Annotated in this window: 15 protein-coding genes; 5 read left to right on the top strand and 10 right to left on the bottom strand. The window is 49.6% G+C overall.

The features are described from left to right. Positions 1 to 869: insulinase family protein (locus J4G02_08015; protein ID MCE2394519.1), on the bottom strand; the 869-nt coding region annotated here is incomplete at its 3' end. A gap of 188 nt (positions 870 to 1,057) precedes the next feature. Here J4G02_08015 and J4G02_08010 point away from each other — a divergent pair. After that, complete coding sequence (locus tag J4G02_08010; GenBank protein ID MCE2394518.1) at positions 1,058 to 1,804, top strand: phytanoyl-CoA dioxygenase family protein; 747 nt, start codon at positions 1,058 to 1,060, stop codon at positions 1,802 to 1,804. An 11-nt stretch (positions 1,805 to 1,815) separates the two neighbouring features. On the opposite strand, the gene J4G02_08005 is transcribed toward J4G02_08010, so the two are convergent. From J4G02_08005 to J4G02_07995, 3 genes are read right to left on the bottom strand one after another with little or no spacing between them, the layout of a single operon-like run. Next, positions 1,816 to 5,277, bottom strand: coding sequence for an ABC transporter permease (locus J4G02_08005; protein MCE2394517.1), 3,462 nt, complete (start codon positions 5,275 to 5,277; stop codon positions 1,816 to 1,818). Next, a complete protein-coding gene (locus J4G02_08000; GenBank protein MCE2394516.1) occupies positions 5,262 to 5,936 on the bottom strand; it encodes an ABC transporter ATP-binding protein in 675 nt (224 codons plus the stop codon). The genes J4G02_08005 and J4G02_08000 overlap by 16 nt, the downstream gene beginning before the upstream one ends. 56 nt (positions 5,937 to 5,992) lie before the next feature. Then, entirely contained in the window at positions 5,993 to 6,376 is a 384-nt protein-coding gene (locus J4G02_07995) for an acyl-CoA thioesterase (protein MCE2394515.1), read from the bottom strand. Positions 6,377 to 6,539: 163 nt separating this feature from the next. Here J4G02_07995 and J4G02_07990 point away from each other — a divergent pair, with 163 nt between their 5' ends. Beyond that, on the top strand, positions 6,540 to 7,418 hold the full coding sequence (locus J4G02_07990; GenBank protein ID MCE2394514.1) for a site-specific DNA-methyltransferase: 879 nt from the start codon (positions 6,540 to 6,542) through the stop codon (positions 7,416 to 7,418). Between the two features lie 54 nt (positions 7,419 to 7,472). Here J4G02_07990 and J4G02_07985 read toward each other — a convergent pair whose 3' ends face one another. The 5 genes from J4G02_07985 to J4G02_07965 form a co-directional block, all read right to left on the bottom strand. After that, positions 7,473 to 7,697 (bottom strand): helix-turn-helix transcriptional regulator, encoded by a 225-nt coding sequence (locus J4G02_07985; GenBank protein MCE2394513.1) that lies wholly within the window; start codon positions 7,695 to 7,697, stop codon positions 7,473 to 7,475. Positions 7,698 to 7,756: 59 nt separating this feature from the next. Then, positions 7,757 to 8,662 (bottom strand): tetratricopeptide repeat protein, encoded by a 906-nt coding sequence (locus tag J4G02_07980; GenBank protein MCE2394512.1) that lies wholly within the window; start codon positions 8,660 to 8,662, stop codon positions 7,757 to 7,759. Between the two features lie 117 nt (positions 8,663 to 8,779). Continuing rightward, on the bottom strand, positions 8,780 to 9,760 hold the full coding sequence (locus J4G02_07975) for a metallophosphoesterase (GenBank protein MCE2394511.1): 981 nt from the start codon (positions 9,758 to 9,760) through the stop codon (positions 8,780 to 8,782). An 8-nt stretch (positions 9,761 to 9,768) separates the two neighbouring features. After that, entirely contained in the window at positions 9,769 to 10,587 is an 819-nt protein-coding gene (locus tag J4G02_07970; protein ID MCE2394510.1) for a cupin domain-containing protein, read from the bottom strand. Between the two features lie 133 nt (positions 10,588 to 10,720). After that, complete coding sequence (locus J4G02_07965) at positions 10,721 to 11,431, bottom strand: metal-dependent hydrolase (protein ID MCE2394509.1); 711 nt, start codon at positions 11,429 to 11,431, stop codon at positions 10,721 to 10,723. A 196-nt stretch (positions 11,432 to 11,627) separates the two neighbouring features. Between J4G02_07965 and J4G02_07960 the strand changes: the two genes are divergently transcribed. Next, the gene (locus tag J4G02_07960; protein MCE2394508.1) at positions 11,628 to 12,449 is read left to right on the top strand and encodes an AAC(3) family N-acetyltransferase; all 822 of its coding nucleotides are present in this window, start codon (positions 11,628 to 11,630) and stop codon (positions 12,447 to 12,449) included. A gap of 109 nt (positions 12,450 to 12,558) precedes the next feature. Beyond that, positions 12,559 to 13,485: a fumarylacetoacetate hydrolase family protein gene (locus J4G02_07955; GenBank protein ID MCE2394507.1), complete on the top strand. Its 927-nt coding sequence runs from the start codon at positions 12,559 to 12,561 to the stop codon at positions 13,483 to 13,485. A gap of 173 nt (positions 13,486 to 13,658) precedes the next feature. Here the strand turns inward: J4G02_07955 and J4G02_07950 are convergent, their stop codons facing one another. Then, positions 13,659 to 14,051, bottom strand: a complete 393-nt coding sequence (locus J4G02_07950; protein ID MCE2394506.1) for a YtxH domain-containing protein — start codon at positions 14,049 to 14,051, stop codon at positions 13,659 to 13,661. 160 nt (positions 14,052 to 14,211) lie between these two features. On the opposite strand from J4G02_07950, the gene J4G02_07945 reads away from it, so the two are divergent. After that, positions 14,212 to 14,699, top strand: a 488-nt coding sequence (locus J4G02_07945; GenBank protein ID MCE2394505.1) for a hypothetical protein, incomplete at its 3' end; no start/stop codon positions are given.

Here is a 14,699-nt window from a genome sequence, read left to right as displayed (position 1 = left end):
ATGCCGATAGTCTGCTTGCTGTCAATGTCGCCGGAGATGTGGATTGCCATGTTATTGGGCACATAGTAGGTATGGTAGAATTGGTACATCTGCTTCAGAGATGGGTTTTTCAGATGTTCGACTGAACCGAGGGTTGTCTGCTGCCCATACGGGTGCTTTTTATAAAGCAGATCCCTGACGGCTTCACTGATGATACGGCCTTTGCTGTCCATCGACCGGTTCTTTTCCTCATACACCGTTTCAAGTTCGGTCTGGAAGAGGCGGAAAACCGGATCAATGAAGCGATCTGATTCAATGATCGCCCACTGTTTCAGGCGGTTAGCGGGCAGATCGACCTTATAGACGGTCTCCTCCACCCACGTATGCGCATTCACCCCGCGTCCACCCATCGCTTTGTATAGCTTATCAAGTTCATTGGGGATGCCATATTGGGTGGCGAGCTGCGCCGTCTCGTTAATTGCAGCGTAGATCTCCTTCCGTTTTTCTGGATCAGTTTCGTGGAAATGCTGTTCATAGAGATCTGTGATTCTATCCAGATGCGGTTTCTCGTTTTCGTAGTCGAGAGTGCCGAAATTTTGTGTCCCCTTGAAGAGCATGTGTTCTAGATAGTGAGCGATGCCGGTTGCGTCTGACGGGTCATGCTTGCTGCCGGCGCGGACTGAAATCTCCGCGTAGAACCGTGGTTCTTCACGGTTTTCGGTGAGGTAGACAGTCAATCCGTTGTCCAACTGATAAATATCGACTGCCATTGGGTCGTCTGGGTTCGGTTCGTTAATCCGTTTATAACCAGCCCAGCCGGTGGAAGCAATTAAGCAAAGAATTAAGGCATGAATGGAGAGGCGAGATAAGATTTGTTTGCTTCGATACATGTTTGGAATCCTTCCTTTTACAAAAAACGCTTTCACAGAAATGTCTTTTTGTGTTAGACTCATTGAATGCTGTGGTTTTAGAAAGAAACTTGAATATTATACCACAACCAACCTGTGTAATATATACTGTAATCCTAAAAAATTCGGTGTGTTATTATTGAACCACATCTCACGTAAGGAGTCACGTCATGACTGGTGAAGAAAAATTCACCTTCGACCTAGAAGGCTACCTCATTATCAAGAATGTCTTGTCCGCTGATGAAGTTGCGGAGATGAACGAAATCGCCGATCGCGTTTTTCCTCCCGAAGGCGATGACACGCGCTACCGCCGCACAAGTCGCGTTTCGCACTGGGGGGAACCGTTCAAAAATCTGATAGATCACCCCAAGGTACTGCCCTACCTAATTGAGCTAATGGGTCCCAAGGTCCGACTCGACCACGACTACTGCATCTTCATGAACGAAGGCGGCGAGAGCGGTCGCCTGCACGGGGGTCCCGAAGTTGTCGGCGATCACTGGTACAAATACTGGGACGGGGTGATGCGCAATGGGTTGAGCGTCATCACATACTTTCTGACAGATGCAGCAGAAGGCGATGGCGGATTTGCTTGTGTTCCAGGCAGCCATAAAACCAATTTTCTGTCAAGCCTGCCCGACGATATCCGCAATTACGAACGTCCTGCCCACTATGTCGTTCAGCCGGCAGTCGAAGCGGGCGATGCCCTCTTTTTCACAGAGGCGCTTATTCATGGGACAATGCAGTGGCGTGCCAAACATGAGCGGCGATCCTTGCTCTACAAGTATAGCCCTGGACACTCGGCATGGTCGGACAACTACTACGATCTGGATGCATTCGACAACCTAACGGCGCAGCAGAAGCGGATGCTGCTGCCGCCTTCTATCGGCAGCAGACCCGATGTTGTTCAGGAGGTGTAGGCGTTTACAGATCAAGCGTCGTGTTTGAGCCCGGGCAGCAGCGGTCTGTGCAGGGCAAAGTAGACAGCGATAGCACTGGCAATCATACCAACTAGAAAAACCGAAACCAACGTGATCGTAAGTGAAAGCCAAGGTACTTGAGCTCCTGGGTCGGTCAGGTGCGGTGATACCGCGGTGAGCGCGGAAACGGTGCCAATCAGAATCCCGATTAATAGGAGAAAGCCGTTTTCCCACAGCAGCATCAACGACAGGGTAGATCTCCGAAAACCGAAGGCGCGCAGGGTTGCTAACTCTCCACTTCGCTCAATGACGTTTCTCAGCAAAATAATTCCTAAACCGAGTGTGCCGAGAAGCAATCCAAGCCCACCGAGTGTCTGGAAAGTAGAGAGATAGGTATTTTCAACGGCGCGATAGCTGGCTAATTTTTCGGTCGTTGATGTGACATCCAAGCCGTAATCTTCCAACATCCTTTCCAGTGTGTGCCCGATGTGTTCTGCGCTTTCGGAGAATGCCGCAGGATTGGGGACTGAAGGGGGCTGAATTAAGAAATACGCATATCCACTTTGGCTTGGAAAATGTTTCTTGAAATTGGCTTCCGAGATTAGCAGCTCGCTCTGGAAGATACTGCGCTGTAAAACGCCCACTAAACGAAGTTTTAATTGTTCTCCTGATTCGTCTTGGATGCTCAATTCGTCGCCAATCCCAAGGTGTAAGATCCATTGGGCTGAATTGTAATCCCCAATAGCTGGAATGACACCCGGTTCCAGTTCATCTTGCAGTAACTCCCACGGATTTTCCTTCGCGGTGGTTATCCCCTGAAATTGAAATCCACCTCGTCCAATAAAATCCCTTGAAGCCCCCAGAATTCGAGGTTTTTGAGGGCGATAAAGGTTGAGGCAACTTGCATCTTCCCCCGGAAGAAGGCGGAACGGAAAGACATGGGTGTCCGCTGTGGCGTCCGAGTCGGATTCAGAAAATCCCAACTCAAATCGTCCATCCTGAGAGTTGAGGTCATGATGCAACGGGATGTCGGATTCGGCGACTAAAGCAAACCCGCCGGTGCCCGATTCCTTTTGTGGAATGCCTTCCTGTTTTCGTTCAACATGACGGTTTGCCCCCACAGCAACGATCACAAAGCAGGCAGAGCCAACCAACGCTGCACAGAGCATACTGCGACCCGGATGACGCCCACTATTTTTGATCCCCATCTGCACTGTTACGGCAACCCGCGGTTGACTTGCTGCTCGCCCACCTGACCGCAACCATATGGAGAAGAAAGTCAACCCTGCAATCAGTAATAGCACCCCGCTGCCGAAAAAGAGACCCACCGAAGCGGTAGCCTCAGAGATAAGGGCGAATATCGTCAAACCGAGGGCGAGTCCCAAACTAGCAAAGGCAAGGATTCGGCTTCGGGTGCTGACACCCGCACTTCGGCTGGAGAGTCCCCCAGTTCCCACGCCTCCGGCTATCAGCGCAGGAATCGGAACCTTTCCAAGCCGCCGAACGGTCCAACCGATCGAAAATAGGACTACGATAAGGGCAATCAGATAGCCCAAGACCAAACTTAATAGATTGATATGTAAAGAAAGGAAAGGTGTCCCCACCGCTGCCAACCACCACGTTCGTAACCCAGCCATCAGCAACCATGCGTAGACGACACCTCCTCCCAACCCGACTAAGCCGCCAATTCCAGCGATCAATCCTCCCTCTTTCATAAAACGCCGCCGGACGGTTGAAATAGGATATCCGGCAGCCAGTAGAATACCGATTTCATTTGCCCGTTGTTCGACACCGAGTCTGAAAAGCAGCCCCACCAGAAGGGCGGCGGATACGATGAGAAACAGACTGAATCCAATAAAGAGGCCGCTAAAATCTGTTGACCCCGTGGCAGCTGCTAAACCGTCCGCTTTGACGGGTTGAAATACCAAACCGACCTGTTCTGGACGGATTTTATCTAGCAATCGCCTCTGAAAACTGGTTTGGGTTGTTTGAAGGTCGGCACCCAAGACTGTTCTAATCTGAACAGCAGTTAAATCTCCGAACCTGCTACGCCACAACTGTTGCGCTATTCCGTCTGATACAAACGCTTTGGGCGTTGCACGGAAAAGATCCCAGTATACTTCATCTTTGGGGCGAATCCGGTTGAGATCTATCGGAAAGGGCGCGTTCCATTCGGACATATCCTCCGCTTCATGAATCCCCGGAAACACTGGCGTCAGTCCTCGATCAGCGGCTAACCCCTTTATCGCAACAACTCCCTTCAAGCGGAACTGTGCGCCTCGTGTCAACAACGCTTCTCTCGGCCCCACAATGTAATAGCTCACATTAACCTCATCTCCAACCTCTGCACCCAAATCTATGGCAGCCCATTCGTTGAGAAGGATTTCGTCATCAGCGAGTGGAGGGGCAGCTGAACCATCGGTTAATTCAAGGGAAAAGGCACGTTGGATATCTAGTCCCGTAATCGTTGAGTAGGGAATCGTTCGTTCATTGGCGGCAATGGTGTTAGCAAGGTAGGTCAGGATTGGCAGAAACAGCGTCCGCCGCTCAATCGCGACAGCTCTGGCAGCCTCAATGATATCCGGCTTGAGCAGAAATTGTGTACTTTCGAGGGAGAGGTAACCCACGCCTCCAATGGAATCGGAAGAGACATGGCGCAATATCAATCCGAGGTCCTCTAACTTCAAAGCCTGATTCAACTTATTTTGTAGAGCGGACAGAATATCCGCTGCGGTAAGGTCGGATGAGTTGGAAGATGCTGTAGAAGCGAAAATCGCGTTGACCTTTGTCTCACTTCCGAGGGTTTTCTGCAAAACCGTCAGAGGGAGATAGGCATTTAGCGGACGGCTTTGATTAGGACGCAAGCCGAAGGTGCCGATACCACGATCCGGCAGGATTTTCGTGACAGTGAGTCGAAGGGTTTGGAGGACATCCGACGAATCTCGGTGACCGAGCAAAAATTCGCGATGGATATCGCTGTGTCTTTCAAAGGAGAGGAGGAGCTGCTCACCAACTTTTATATCCAATTCGTTTTGGAGGGATTGGTTGATATGGACTGATGGAAAGAGTTGTCCCGGCTGCTTCTCCAAAGAGGGAGCAGATTGACTGGAAGCGTCCTTCCACAAACCTGCAAATCGCTCATCAATTCCTTGGATCTGGATACGAGAGGCGCGCGCCTTGGTCTCGGCATTGATCGCAGTGCCGTTCAAAAGAATCGCTGGTACTGTTTCCTGATGAAATTGTGGTTCGCCTTCCAATTTGTGCGACAGATCAGTTGCTAGCTCTTCACGGAAGAAATGCTCCGACACGAGCGCGTAATCGATCCGCCCTAACCGGTCCAAGGTGAGATCCCGGAGGCTGCCCCGGACGGAATCACCGACGAGCAGGGCCCCAGTCAACACCGCGGTTGCCACTGCGGCACCAAGCAATACAGCGAGCTGAATTCGCCAAAAATAGCTTAAACTTCGGCGCATCTGCCCGCCTCCAATTCAAAACGCCGTTCAAAGCGAGATGCAAGTTCTAGGCTGTGAGTTACCACAATCAGGATGTTCTGTTCGGCTTGATGAAGTTCAAACAGTAGGGCAGATATTCCTTCTGCGGTCGCGTGATCGAGGTTTCCCGTGGGTTCATCACAAAGAATAAGACTGGGAGAGTTGATAAGGGCACGCGCTACTGCTACCCGCTGCCGTTCTCCGCCGGAGAGCTCGGCGGGTCGATGGCTCAAACGATGGGCAAGCCCGACCCGTTCTAGGAGTTCTTGTGCGCGTTTTTCAGCATCTCCATCGCGGTTTTTGAAAGCCATAGTAGGGATCAGCACGTTCTCCCAGACCGAATACTGTGGCAACAGGTGGTGATCTTGGAAGATGAAACCAATACCTTGATTCCGAAATCTAGCGAGTTGCGGTTCTGGCAGTTCAAACGGGTCTTCATCGTTAATCTCAATTCGTCCCGACGAGGGAGGCTCTAGTGTGCCGATAAGGTGGAGCAGCGTACTTTTCCCGGAGCCAGAAGGACCGGTGATCGCAAGAGATTCTCCCTGCGCCATTTCAAACGAAACGCCACGAAGTACTTCAATCGGTTGCGCTTCATCGCCAAAGTTTTTATAGATGTCGAATACCTTAAGAGAGTTCATTAGTTCACTCGTTCATTGGTTCATTAATCAACCAAATGGGGTCTACGTCTTACGTTCTACCGCTTCGGGATGGCTCTCAACTTTTCGCCGGGGTTGCAGATGCAGCACGCCGATGTCAACTGACCGTGAGCAATTTCTACGTCATCTTTTGTGAAAACGAATTGATAGGTGAGGGATTTCGTACCTTTTCTGGCAACTGTCATACAGATATCCAACTCGTCCTCAAATTTGACAGGCTTGAGGTATTCGCACGAGGCTGCCAGCCGGGGCCAACCGATTTTGTCCCCATCCCACTCTGTGGCAACGCTTGTTCCCAATGAACGGAGGAATTCGTGTTCGGCGGATTCCATGAACACAAAGAACCGCGCAAAGTGGACGATACCCGCCATGTCGGTGTCGGAGAATTCTATTCGGCGTTTGGTGCGGTATTCGTGTGGCATGGTGTTATAAAATGTGAGATTTAAAGTATGGTAATTGACTAATTCATCATCACAACAGAAAAATCCTCAACTCTGTCAGAAAGATGTTTAGAACACTCAAAATAACTTGACTATTGAAAGCAAGCTTTGTATACTATAAGTAACAAAACAAGTGGAGAGTCATATGGTTCTCAGTCGGATTCGTGACATCTTAGGACAACCATTTTACTATAGGGACAACTGTCTTATCTACAATATGGACTGTTTGCAGGCATTGAAAAAACTGCCGGCAGAGGTTGTATGGTTGACAGTAACCAGTCCGCCCTATAACATTGGGAAAGCGTATGAAAATCCAATGGCATTGGAGGAGTATCTGGACTGGTGTGAGGCATGGGTTGCGGAGATTTACCGAATCACACGCCCCAACGGTGCCTTCTGGCTTAATCTTGGATATTTTTCAATACCAGATCGTGCAAAGGCTATACCCATTCCGTATTTATTGTGGAACAGGATACCTTTTCATTTGATTCAAGAAATCATCTGGAACTACGGTGCTGGGGTTGCCGGAAAAAAATTCTTCTCACCTAGAAATGAGAAATTTCTGTGGTATGTAAAAAATCCAGATGATTATACTTTCAATCTTGATGCCATTCGAGATCCAAATGTTAAATATCCTAACCAAAAGAAAAATGGAAAAATAAAAGTAAATCCAAACGGAAAAAATCCTACAGATGTCTGGCAATTCCCGAAGGTAACATCTGGTAAGAACCGAGCTTCTACAGAACGAACATCTCATCCGGCTCAGTTTCCCATGGCTGTCATAGAACGTATTATCAAAGCTTCATCTAACTCAAAAGAACTAATCTTAGATCCCTTTATCGGATCTGGGACCACTGCTGAAGTTGCCCTCAGATTAGGTCGTCCCACAGTTGGTTTTGAACTCAAAGAAGATTATTGTCGTATCGCTGCGGACCGGCTTGATAACTTTTTCCAGCACCGAAAAGTACAAGAAGCGCAGTTAGAATTGTTTGGGACAAGTAAATCTGAGGACTTACATCCTTGATTGCCTCCCAACTTATCAGTAGGCTATATCAAGGTTATCATAAGGCAACAGCATTCAATCAATCCCTTCCATGAGTTTGCTTACAGATACATTTAACGCACTTGCAAGCCGCATAATATTGATCAGAGACACATTCCTTTCCCCACGCTCAATACCACTTATATAGGTGCGATGCATTTCAGCCATTTCAGCCAGCTTTTCTTGAGAAATTCCCGCTTGATTCCGTAATGACCGAACTCGGTCACCAAATTTCTTGAGGAGGATATGGTTGGTTGCCATGATGGTGTTTGTTTAGCTGCTTAGGCTAGTGGAGTTCTTTGAACTTCTTGCTGGTTTATTCATTTAACCGTTCCTATATTCAATTCCCTGACCGCTTGCTGCGCCATCTCCGATCCCGGCTGAAGCGCAATGATCTTCTCATAATCGGCGAGTGCATCTTCGTAAAGACCGAGTCGTTGATACGCGGACGCCCTGCGGAAGTAGATGGGGCCCAATGTCGGATGGGTTTCACCCCAACCCTGAATCTCATCGGTTGACAACTGAATGACTTGGTGGTAGTCAGATTCCGCTGCGTCCTGTTGATTTAAGCGTCGGTGGATCTTGCCCCGGCGGAGATATGCCTCCGCAAACGCCGGCTCAATCTCAATTGCCTTGCCAAGATCGGCAAGCGCAAGTTGATAGTCGCCCATCTGCGCGTAGGCAAGACCTCGATAATAGTAGGCTGCCGCACCGGGTTTGCGCTCAATGACAGCTTCATAGTCTGCAAGCGCACGTTGCGTATCCCCCATCTCTAGATAGGTTTCTGCCCGCTTCCACGTTACAAACCCCGCCCATCGTTTCTCCAAAGATGCTGTGTAGTCTGCGAGTGCGCGCTGATAATCACCTAGGGCGCGATGGGCATCGCCGCGACTGTAGTAGGCATCGGCTGCATACCGATTCAGGTTCAGTGTCTGCGTATAATCCTCAATGGCTTTTCGATATTCGCCTAGATGATAGTGTGCAAGTCCGCGTTTAACGTAGGCTTCTGCGTATTTTGGGCTGATTTCGATCGCACGGGTGAAGGCGGAGATTGCGCTGCGGTTATCACGATCTGTTCGTCCCCCTAGGAGTTCCGTCCCTTTGACAACGAATTGGAGTGCCTTCGGGTCTTCGCCTTTCAGACTATCCCAACTCACGAATCGGGAGGCAATGAGGGCACAGGCGACGAGCACCGGTAACATAACATAGAGCAATAAACGCGACATAGATGATCCTTTGTGAGACGGATTGAGCCAACTCCCCTGACAAGGGGTCTCCCCCTGATAAGGGGGCCGGGGGGTTAGGGGATCTTCCCCCTTGTCTCTCCCCTCTTATCAGAGGGGTTAGGGATGCAGAGGCTGAATCTCCCCACCGTATTTCAGTTCGGTGACAGCGTTATAGCGTTTGGAGAGATCGATGGCGAGATAAGATCGCACCCCCGGCGCTGCACCATAGCCGGTTGAGAAGATGAGTTGATGCTTCCCGTGTCTTGCCACGCCATCACTAACCTCGTCCTTAGGGAAAGCACTCACTGTCGTGTGTCCAACAACCAACACTCGACCTCCGATTCTTTTGAGGAATTCAGCCGTTTGGAACGGGGTATATCCACTCCGTAGCACGATAGCGGGACGCCCCCACAACAGTTCGTCAAACACCTTTTTGCTTGGGCGAACGAGGTCGGCAAGTTTTTTGGCAGACCGCGATGTCCCTGCGTGAACGCCGACGAAGCCATTTTTACCGATAGCAACCGTCGGAAGGTTGATCAGGTAATTGTAATGTTCATCCGTCATCCGCTCAAGGAAGTTGAACTGTTTGAAGTAGGGGCCGTGGACAGTCTGATAAAGTTGAGCAATCATATCCTGGCGGTTGTCAGCGTTCATCCCGGCTTTTTTGAGCATGGCATAGGCATCAGCGGACGCAAGTTCGTGATTCCCTCTGAGATAGATGAGGCGTTCTTCGCCTAACTGCTGCTGAAGCTGCATGATCTGATCGACAATCTTCACATCACCGTAAGGTTCAAAGATCGGATCGCCCGGCTTGTGATCAACTGCATCGCCGAGAATCAACCCGTAGACATCTTCCCCCGCTTCAATCCGCTCCACTAGTCTTGTCTGCGTCAACCATCGATTAAAATTGCTCCACTGCGCCTGGAAGTCCGTTGCAACATACACGGTGCCTTTGTCAGGCAGGACAACTAACTCCCCATCCCGCGTTACCTGATTCGGATAATCGGCAAGCACTTTGGCTTCTAACGTCTCTAAGATGCTGAGACAGAGACCGAAACAACTGAATAGAATAAGAAAAAGAGATCTTAGAATTCTCATCGGCTAAGTTACCGCGTTGTCAAATCGTCTCCGAAGTTGGTTGCGTCAGTCTTGCCGCGTTCGAGGCACACAGCGACTACAAGCATCTCAAGGTCATCCTGCGTGTGATTATATATTCCGTGCGATCCCCCAAGCCGATTGGGAATCGCCGCACCCTCGTAGACCTCCTCTGTTTCATCATCGACGGTCATTCGACCGCTACCGTTCAGGATGATATAAGCCTCCTCGATCCGGTCGTGCCGATGATAGCCGACAGAGGTACCGGGCGGTAACAGGGCATGGCTGACGAATCCCCAGTTATTGCGGAAATCCTGATGTTCCCATAGCGTCCGGGCACCGATTTCGCCTTTACCTTCGTGCGATTGGCTATAACCCAGTAGATTGCGATCCAGTCGAGCGACAGGCAGGCGATCTATCGACTCCAAAGGTGCATCGGCACGGTCATCACCGAAATCGGTTGAATCCGGGGGCACCCCAATCGCCGCAACATTGAAATTGAACCATCGCGTCTCTTTGTCGGTGTGGTTGTAGATGGCGTGAGATTCCCCTTGACGTAACGGCACAGCTGCGCCGCCGACAATCTCCGCTGTGCGACCATTATGTGTAAATTGGGCTGCATTGTCAACTGTGACGAAAACCTCCTCAGCGGTATCGTGTCGGTGATGACCGATACCGCCACCGGGCAGCAGAATCGCACTATGGATAAACCGCCAAGGAGTTCCAAAATCATCACTTCCAAAAAGGCTCTTGAACAGGATCGATTTCGCCCCGCCATGGACGCTGCTGATTTCTTCCATCTCTTCACGTCGAGCATATGACATTTTCATTTTTAAGATCTCTCCTCAAAAATTAACAAATCAAGACTTCCGGTTTTCACGTTTCACGGATCACGTTTCACTCTCAATCTTTGGATGGAGAGCGTATCATCAACTGCAAACTAGCACCATTGTTTATTACATTTCAATCCAAAGTTTCGCCCAACTGGAGTTCAACAATTTCAACCGCTTGATCCTTGGTTAGCTCCCGTAGTGTGTCCGGTGTTCCGGTAAGGAGCGGAAATGTCCCGTAGTGCATCGGCACAATAGCAGGCACATTGAGCAGTTGTGTCGCATAAGCCGCTTCACGGGGACCCATCGTGAAGTGGTCGCCGATTGGCAAGAGAGCGAGATCCGGCTGATAGATTTCGCCGATGATTCGCATATCGCCGAACACATTGGTGTCACCTGCGTGGTAAATTTTATACCCATTTGAAAATTCAAGGATATACCCTGCGGGTTCACCGAGATAGACGATCGTACCATCTTCCTCTGTGAAGCTGCTGCTATGGTTGGCTGTTACCATAGTCGCGCTTAATCCATTGACCGAAACAGTGCCCCCTTTGTTCATCCCGATTGTGTTTTCAACGCCTTTACTCGCGAGCCAGGTGCTGACTTCGATCATCGCCACAACAGTCGGGGAATGCTGTTTCGCGAGATCAACAGCATCGGCGGTGTGATCGGCATGCCCGTGTGTAATCAGCATAGCGTCAAGTTTATCAAACGTTTTAAGAGCATCCGGACAGACTGGATTGCTGGCTACCCATGGATCTATTAGATAGGTCTGTCCCTCAAATTCAATCTTAAAGGTTCCGTGTCCAAGCCACGTGAGTTTAATTCCATTATTTAGCTTCACTGGTTTCCTCCCTGTATGATAAAGACTTATATTCAAGCGAGTTTATTATACAGAAGCGACCGTTTCTTTGCAACTATATTGTCGTTGACTTGAATTCGTGAATCTGCTATAATCCGTCTCGTTATAATAGTGCAAATTGCTCCCTATCCCGCGCTCCAGATACCTCCTGTATGGGTCAGTTTTGGGTGTAGAACAGATGAGTGAAGGTAAAGTCGTTCAAAAAACAGAAGTTCCGGCTACGATCGACTCATTGCAGGCTGATTTCAGTGCACTTGGCGTCAGATCGGGAATGGTATTGTTGGTTCATTCATCTTTGAGCGCGATGGGCTGGGTGTGTGGCGGGGCGGTGGCAGTCATCATTGCACTTCAGGAGGTTTTGGGCGCAACTGGAACACTTGTTATGCCTACCCATTCGACCGATCTAACCGAACCGAGCCAGTGGGAAAATCCGCCTGTGCCCGAATCGTGGTGGTCAGTCATACGTGAGAAAACGCCAGCCTACCATCCAGATTTGACACCCACACGGTCAATGGGGGTTATTGCAGAAACATTCCGCAAGCAGAAAGGTGTTCTGCGTAGCGCACATCCACACCACTCGTTCTGTGGGTATGGGCATCAAGCATCATATATCACGGATAACCATTCATTGGAGTTTGGTCTGGGTGAGGATTCGCCGCTTGCTAGAATCTACGATTTGGACGGTTTCGTCCTTCTTCTCGGCGTGGGACATGATAGCAACACATCTATGCACCTTGCAGAATATCGTGCTATCTTTCCAACCAGACGGATCGTACAGGAGGGCGCACCGATCTCAACGGCGGGTTCAAGGAGATGGACTACGTTTGAAAATATGGATCTGGATAGTTCAGATTTTGAGCAGATTGGTGAGGCCTTTCTGTGTGATGTAGGGCCCGAGGCGCATCGTGGCAGGGTTGGGTTGGCAAATTGCCAACTGATGCCCCAACGCGCTGTCGTGGACTTCGCGGTTGACTGGCTTGAGAAGAATAGAGGAAAGTAGACTGAATTTTAATCGATCTACACGCACCTCTGCTGCAAAGGTGCGTTTTGGTTTCGTAGTTTAGATTTGTAGGTGATTTTAATCCGCAAAAACAATCAAAGGAGATCCCATGAAATTAGTAAGTTTCCGGAGTTCTGATGGCCCCAAACTGGGTGCCTCAATTGATGATAAGGTTTTAGACCTGCAAGCCACCTATCAAGCAGCGGTCACAGATGACGCACTGCCCGCACTGTTGAGTGGTATGATCGCATTTCTTGAAGGCGGACAGAGGGCGTTTGACGCTGCTACACACGCAATCAACGTGGCGGCAGAAAATCCAGAGAAAGCGGTCTGGAGCACGGATCCGCTCCTGTCACCGATTCCTAACCCGAAGAAGCTACTGCTGCTCGCCGGGAACTATGCCTCGCATATTGAGGAAGGCGGCGAAGTCGCGTTGAGCCGGTCCGAGACGACACCGCGCGTTTTCATGAAACCGCCCACGACTACCATAGTTGCCACCGAGGAACCGATTATCATCCCACCCAACGGCGTCTTTACCGACTGGGAAGCGGAGATTGGTATCGTCATGGGCAAACGCGGGAAATTCATCTCCGCTGATGAAGCCTACGATTACGTCGCAGGATACACTGCGGTCAACGATGTTTCTGAACGCGAGCTAAAAGTGAAGGACAGTCGCGTAGATCGAGATGGTGATGAATGGTTTGATTGGCTCAATGGGAAGTGGTTCGATACCTTTGCGCCGGTCGGTCCATGTCTGACAACAAAGGATGAGATCCCGGATCCGAACAGCCTGCGTATCGCCTGTCGCGTCAACGGCGAAACCAAGCAGGACGCCAATACGGGACACATGATCTTTAACTGCGCACAGATCGTGGAATTTACCTCAACGCTGGTCACGCTTGAACCGGGCGATATTATCTCAACAGGTACACCCGCAGGTGTTGGGCACCCCGATCAGAAACTGGTCGATGGGGATGTCGTTGAGGTCGAAATTGAGAAGATTGGTGTTTTGAGGAATCCTGTTGTTCAGGGATGATGAAAGCATTTTCTGATTAGTAAAGATAGTAAAGAAATTACGTAATAGAAACCGAGTTTTTGTCAACTACGGGCGGGGTAACCCCGCCCCTACGGTTTCTCTCCGTGCAAATCAATCTCTTGGGAGGACTGGAATGATACCGATTAGGGTGTGACAAGTGGGATTTGCTTCTATCACCTCTTGGCGGAGAAGTCTAAGGCGATAAAGTAGAGGGCGATTTGGCAGCAGATTAATCGTCTTTCTCTGATTCTCCTAGTTTCCCCTGTATGAGTATGTGATAGATGTTTCTCATATCTATTCATATCATCGAATCGTTTATTCATATCATCGAATCGCCTATTCATATCATCGAACCGTTGATTTAGATCGGTAATTCTTTCATTGAACTGTTGGTTTAGATCGGCAATTCTTTCATTGAACTGTTGGTTCATATCAGTGATCCTCTGATTTACATCATCGAACCGCTTATTCATCTCATCTCGACTCGGAAATCTTAAGAGGCCGATGATAATCGTAATCGCAAAGCCAGCAACCATGATTAGGATTTGTAGCGTATCCTTGTCCATGTCAGTCTCCTCTGATTATGTCAATTGGTGTAATATTGTAGCATATCATTCCATGTCATTCACGTAAATTTAACATTCCACCCTTTAATGAGGAGGCACCATAACTATCATTACCACATACTTTCCACTCTCTCACGCAGATGTAATCGCGACAAAGTATATGAAAGGATTTCCAACCGACGATGGGCTTCAGGCACCGCGTGTCGATCTGGTTTCGATCTATCTGGATCAGATTGACCCACGGGACATCGGACGCGAACTTGCCGAGTTACACGGCGTCCCGATCTATCCGAGTATCCGTCAGGCATTGACACTTGGCGGGAATGAACTCGCGGTTGATGGTGTCCTCCTGATCGGCGAGCACGGCGATTATCCGTACAATGAACTTGAGCAGCACATGTATCCGCGCCGTTACCTGTTTGAGCAGATCTGCGGTGTCTTTGCATCAAGTGGACGTACAGTCCCCGTTTTCTGTGACAAACATCTCTCGTATAATTGGACGGACGCCAAATGGATGTATGACCGCGCCAAGGGGCTCAATGTCCCCTTTATGGCTGGCTCGTCCTTGCCGACATGTTGGCGGAATCCGTTCCTTGAGTACGACATTGACACTCCCCTAGAGGCAGCAATCGGGATCGGTTACGGAGG

Source organism: Candidatus Poribacteria bacterium (assembly GCA_021295755.1).
In the GTDB taxonomy this organism is placed as follows: Bacteria; Poribacteria; WGA-4E; order WGA-4E; family PCPOR2b; genus PCPOR2b.
This window is presented reverse-complemented; position numbering and strand designations above follow the sequence as displayed.

Excerpts from the sequence above, each read along its gene's own strand:
- J4G02_08010 (MCE2394518.1), top strand. The coding sequence starts at position 1,058 with ATGACTGGTGAAGAAAAATTCACCTTCGACCTAGAAGGCTACCTCATT.
- J4G02_08005 (MCE2394517.1), bottom strand. The coding sequence starts at position 5,277 with ATGCGCCGAAGTTTAAGCTATTTTTGGCGAATTCAGCTCGCTGTATTG.
- J4G02_08000 (MCE2394516.1), bottom strand. The coding sequence starts at position 5,936 with ATGAACTCTCTTAAGGTATTCGACATCTATAAAAACTTTGGCGATGAA.
- J4G02_07995 (MCE2394515.1), bottom strand. The coding sequence starts at position 6,376 with ATGCCACACGAATACCGCACCAAACGCCGAATAGAATTCTCCGACACC.
- J4G02_07990 (MCE2394514.1), top strand. The coding sequence starts at position 6,540 with ATGGTTCTCAGTCGGATTCGTGACATCTTAGGACAACCATTTTACTAT.
- J4G02_07985 (MCE2394513.1), bottom strand. The coding sequence starts at position 7,697 with ATGGCAACCAACCATATCCTCCTCAAGAAATTTGGTGACCGAGTTCGG.
- J4G02_07980 (MCE2394512.1), bottom strand. The coding sequence starts at position 8,662 with ATGTCGCGTTTATTGCTCTATGTTATGTTACCGGTGCTCGTCGCCTGT.
- J4G02_07975 (MCE2394511.1), bottom strand. The coding sequence starts at position 9,760 with ATGAGAATTCTAAGATCTCTTTTTCTTATTCTATTCAGTTGTTTCGGT.
- J4G02_07970 (MCE2394510.1), bottom strand. The coding sequence starts at position 10,587 with ATGAAAATGTCATATGCTCGACGTGAAGAGATGGAAGAAATCAGCAGC.
- J4G02_07960 (MCE2394508.1), top strand. The coding sequence starts at position 11,628 with ATGAGTGAAGGTAAAGTCGTTCAAAAAACAGAAGTTCCGGCTACGATC.
- J4G02_07955 (MCE2394507.1), top strand. The coding sequence starts at position 12,559 with ATGAAATTAGTAAGTTTCCGGAGTTCTGATGGCCCCAAACTGGGTGCC.
- J4G02_07950 (MCE2394506.1), bottom strand. The coding sequence starts at position 14,051 with ATGGACAAGGATACGCTACAAATCCTAATCATGGTTGCTGGCTTTGCG.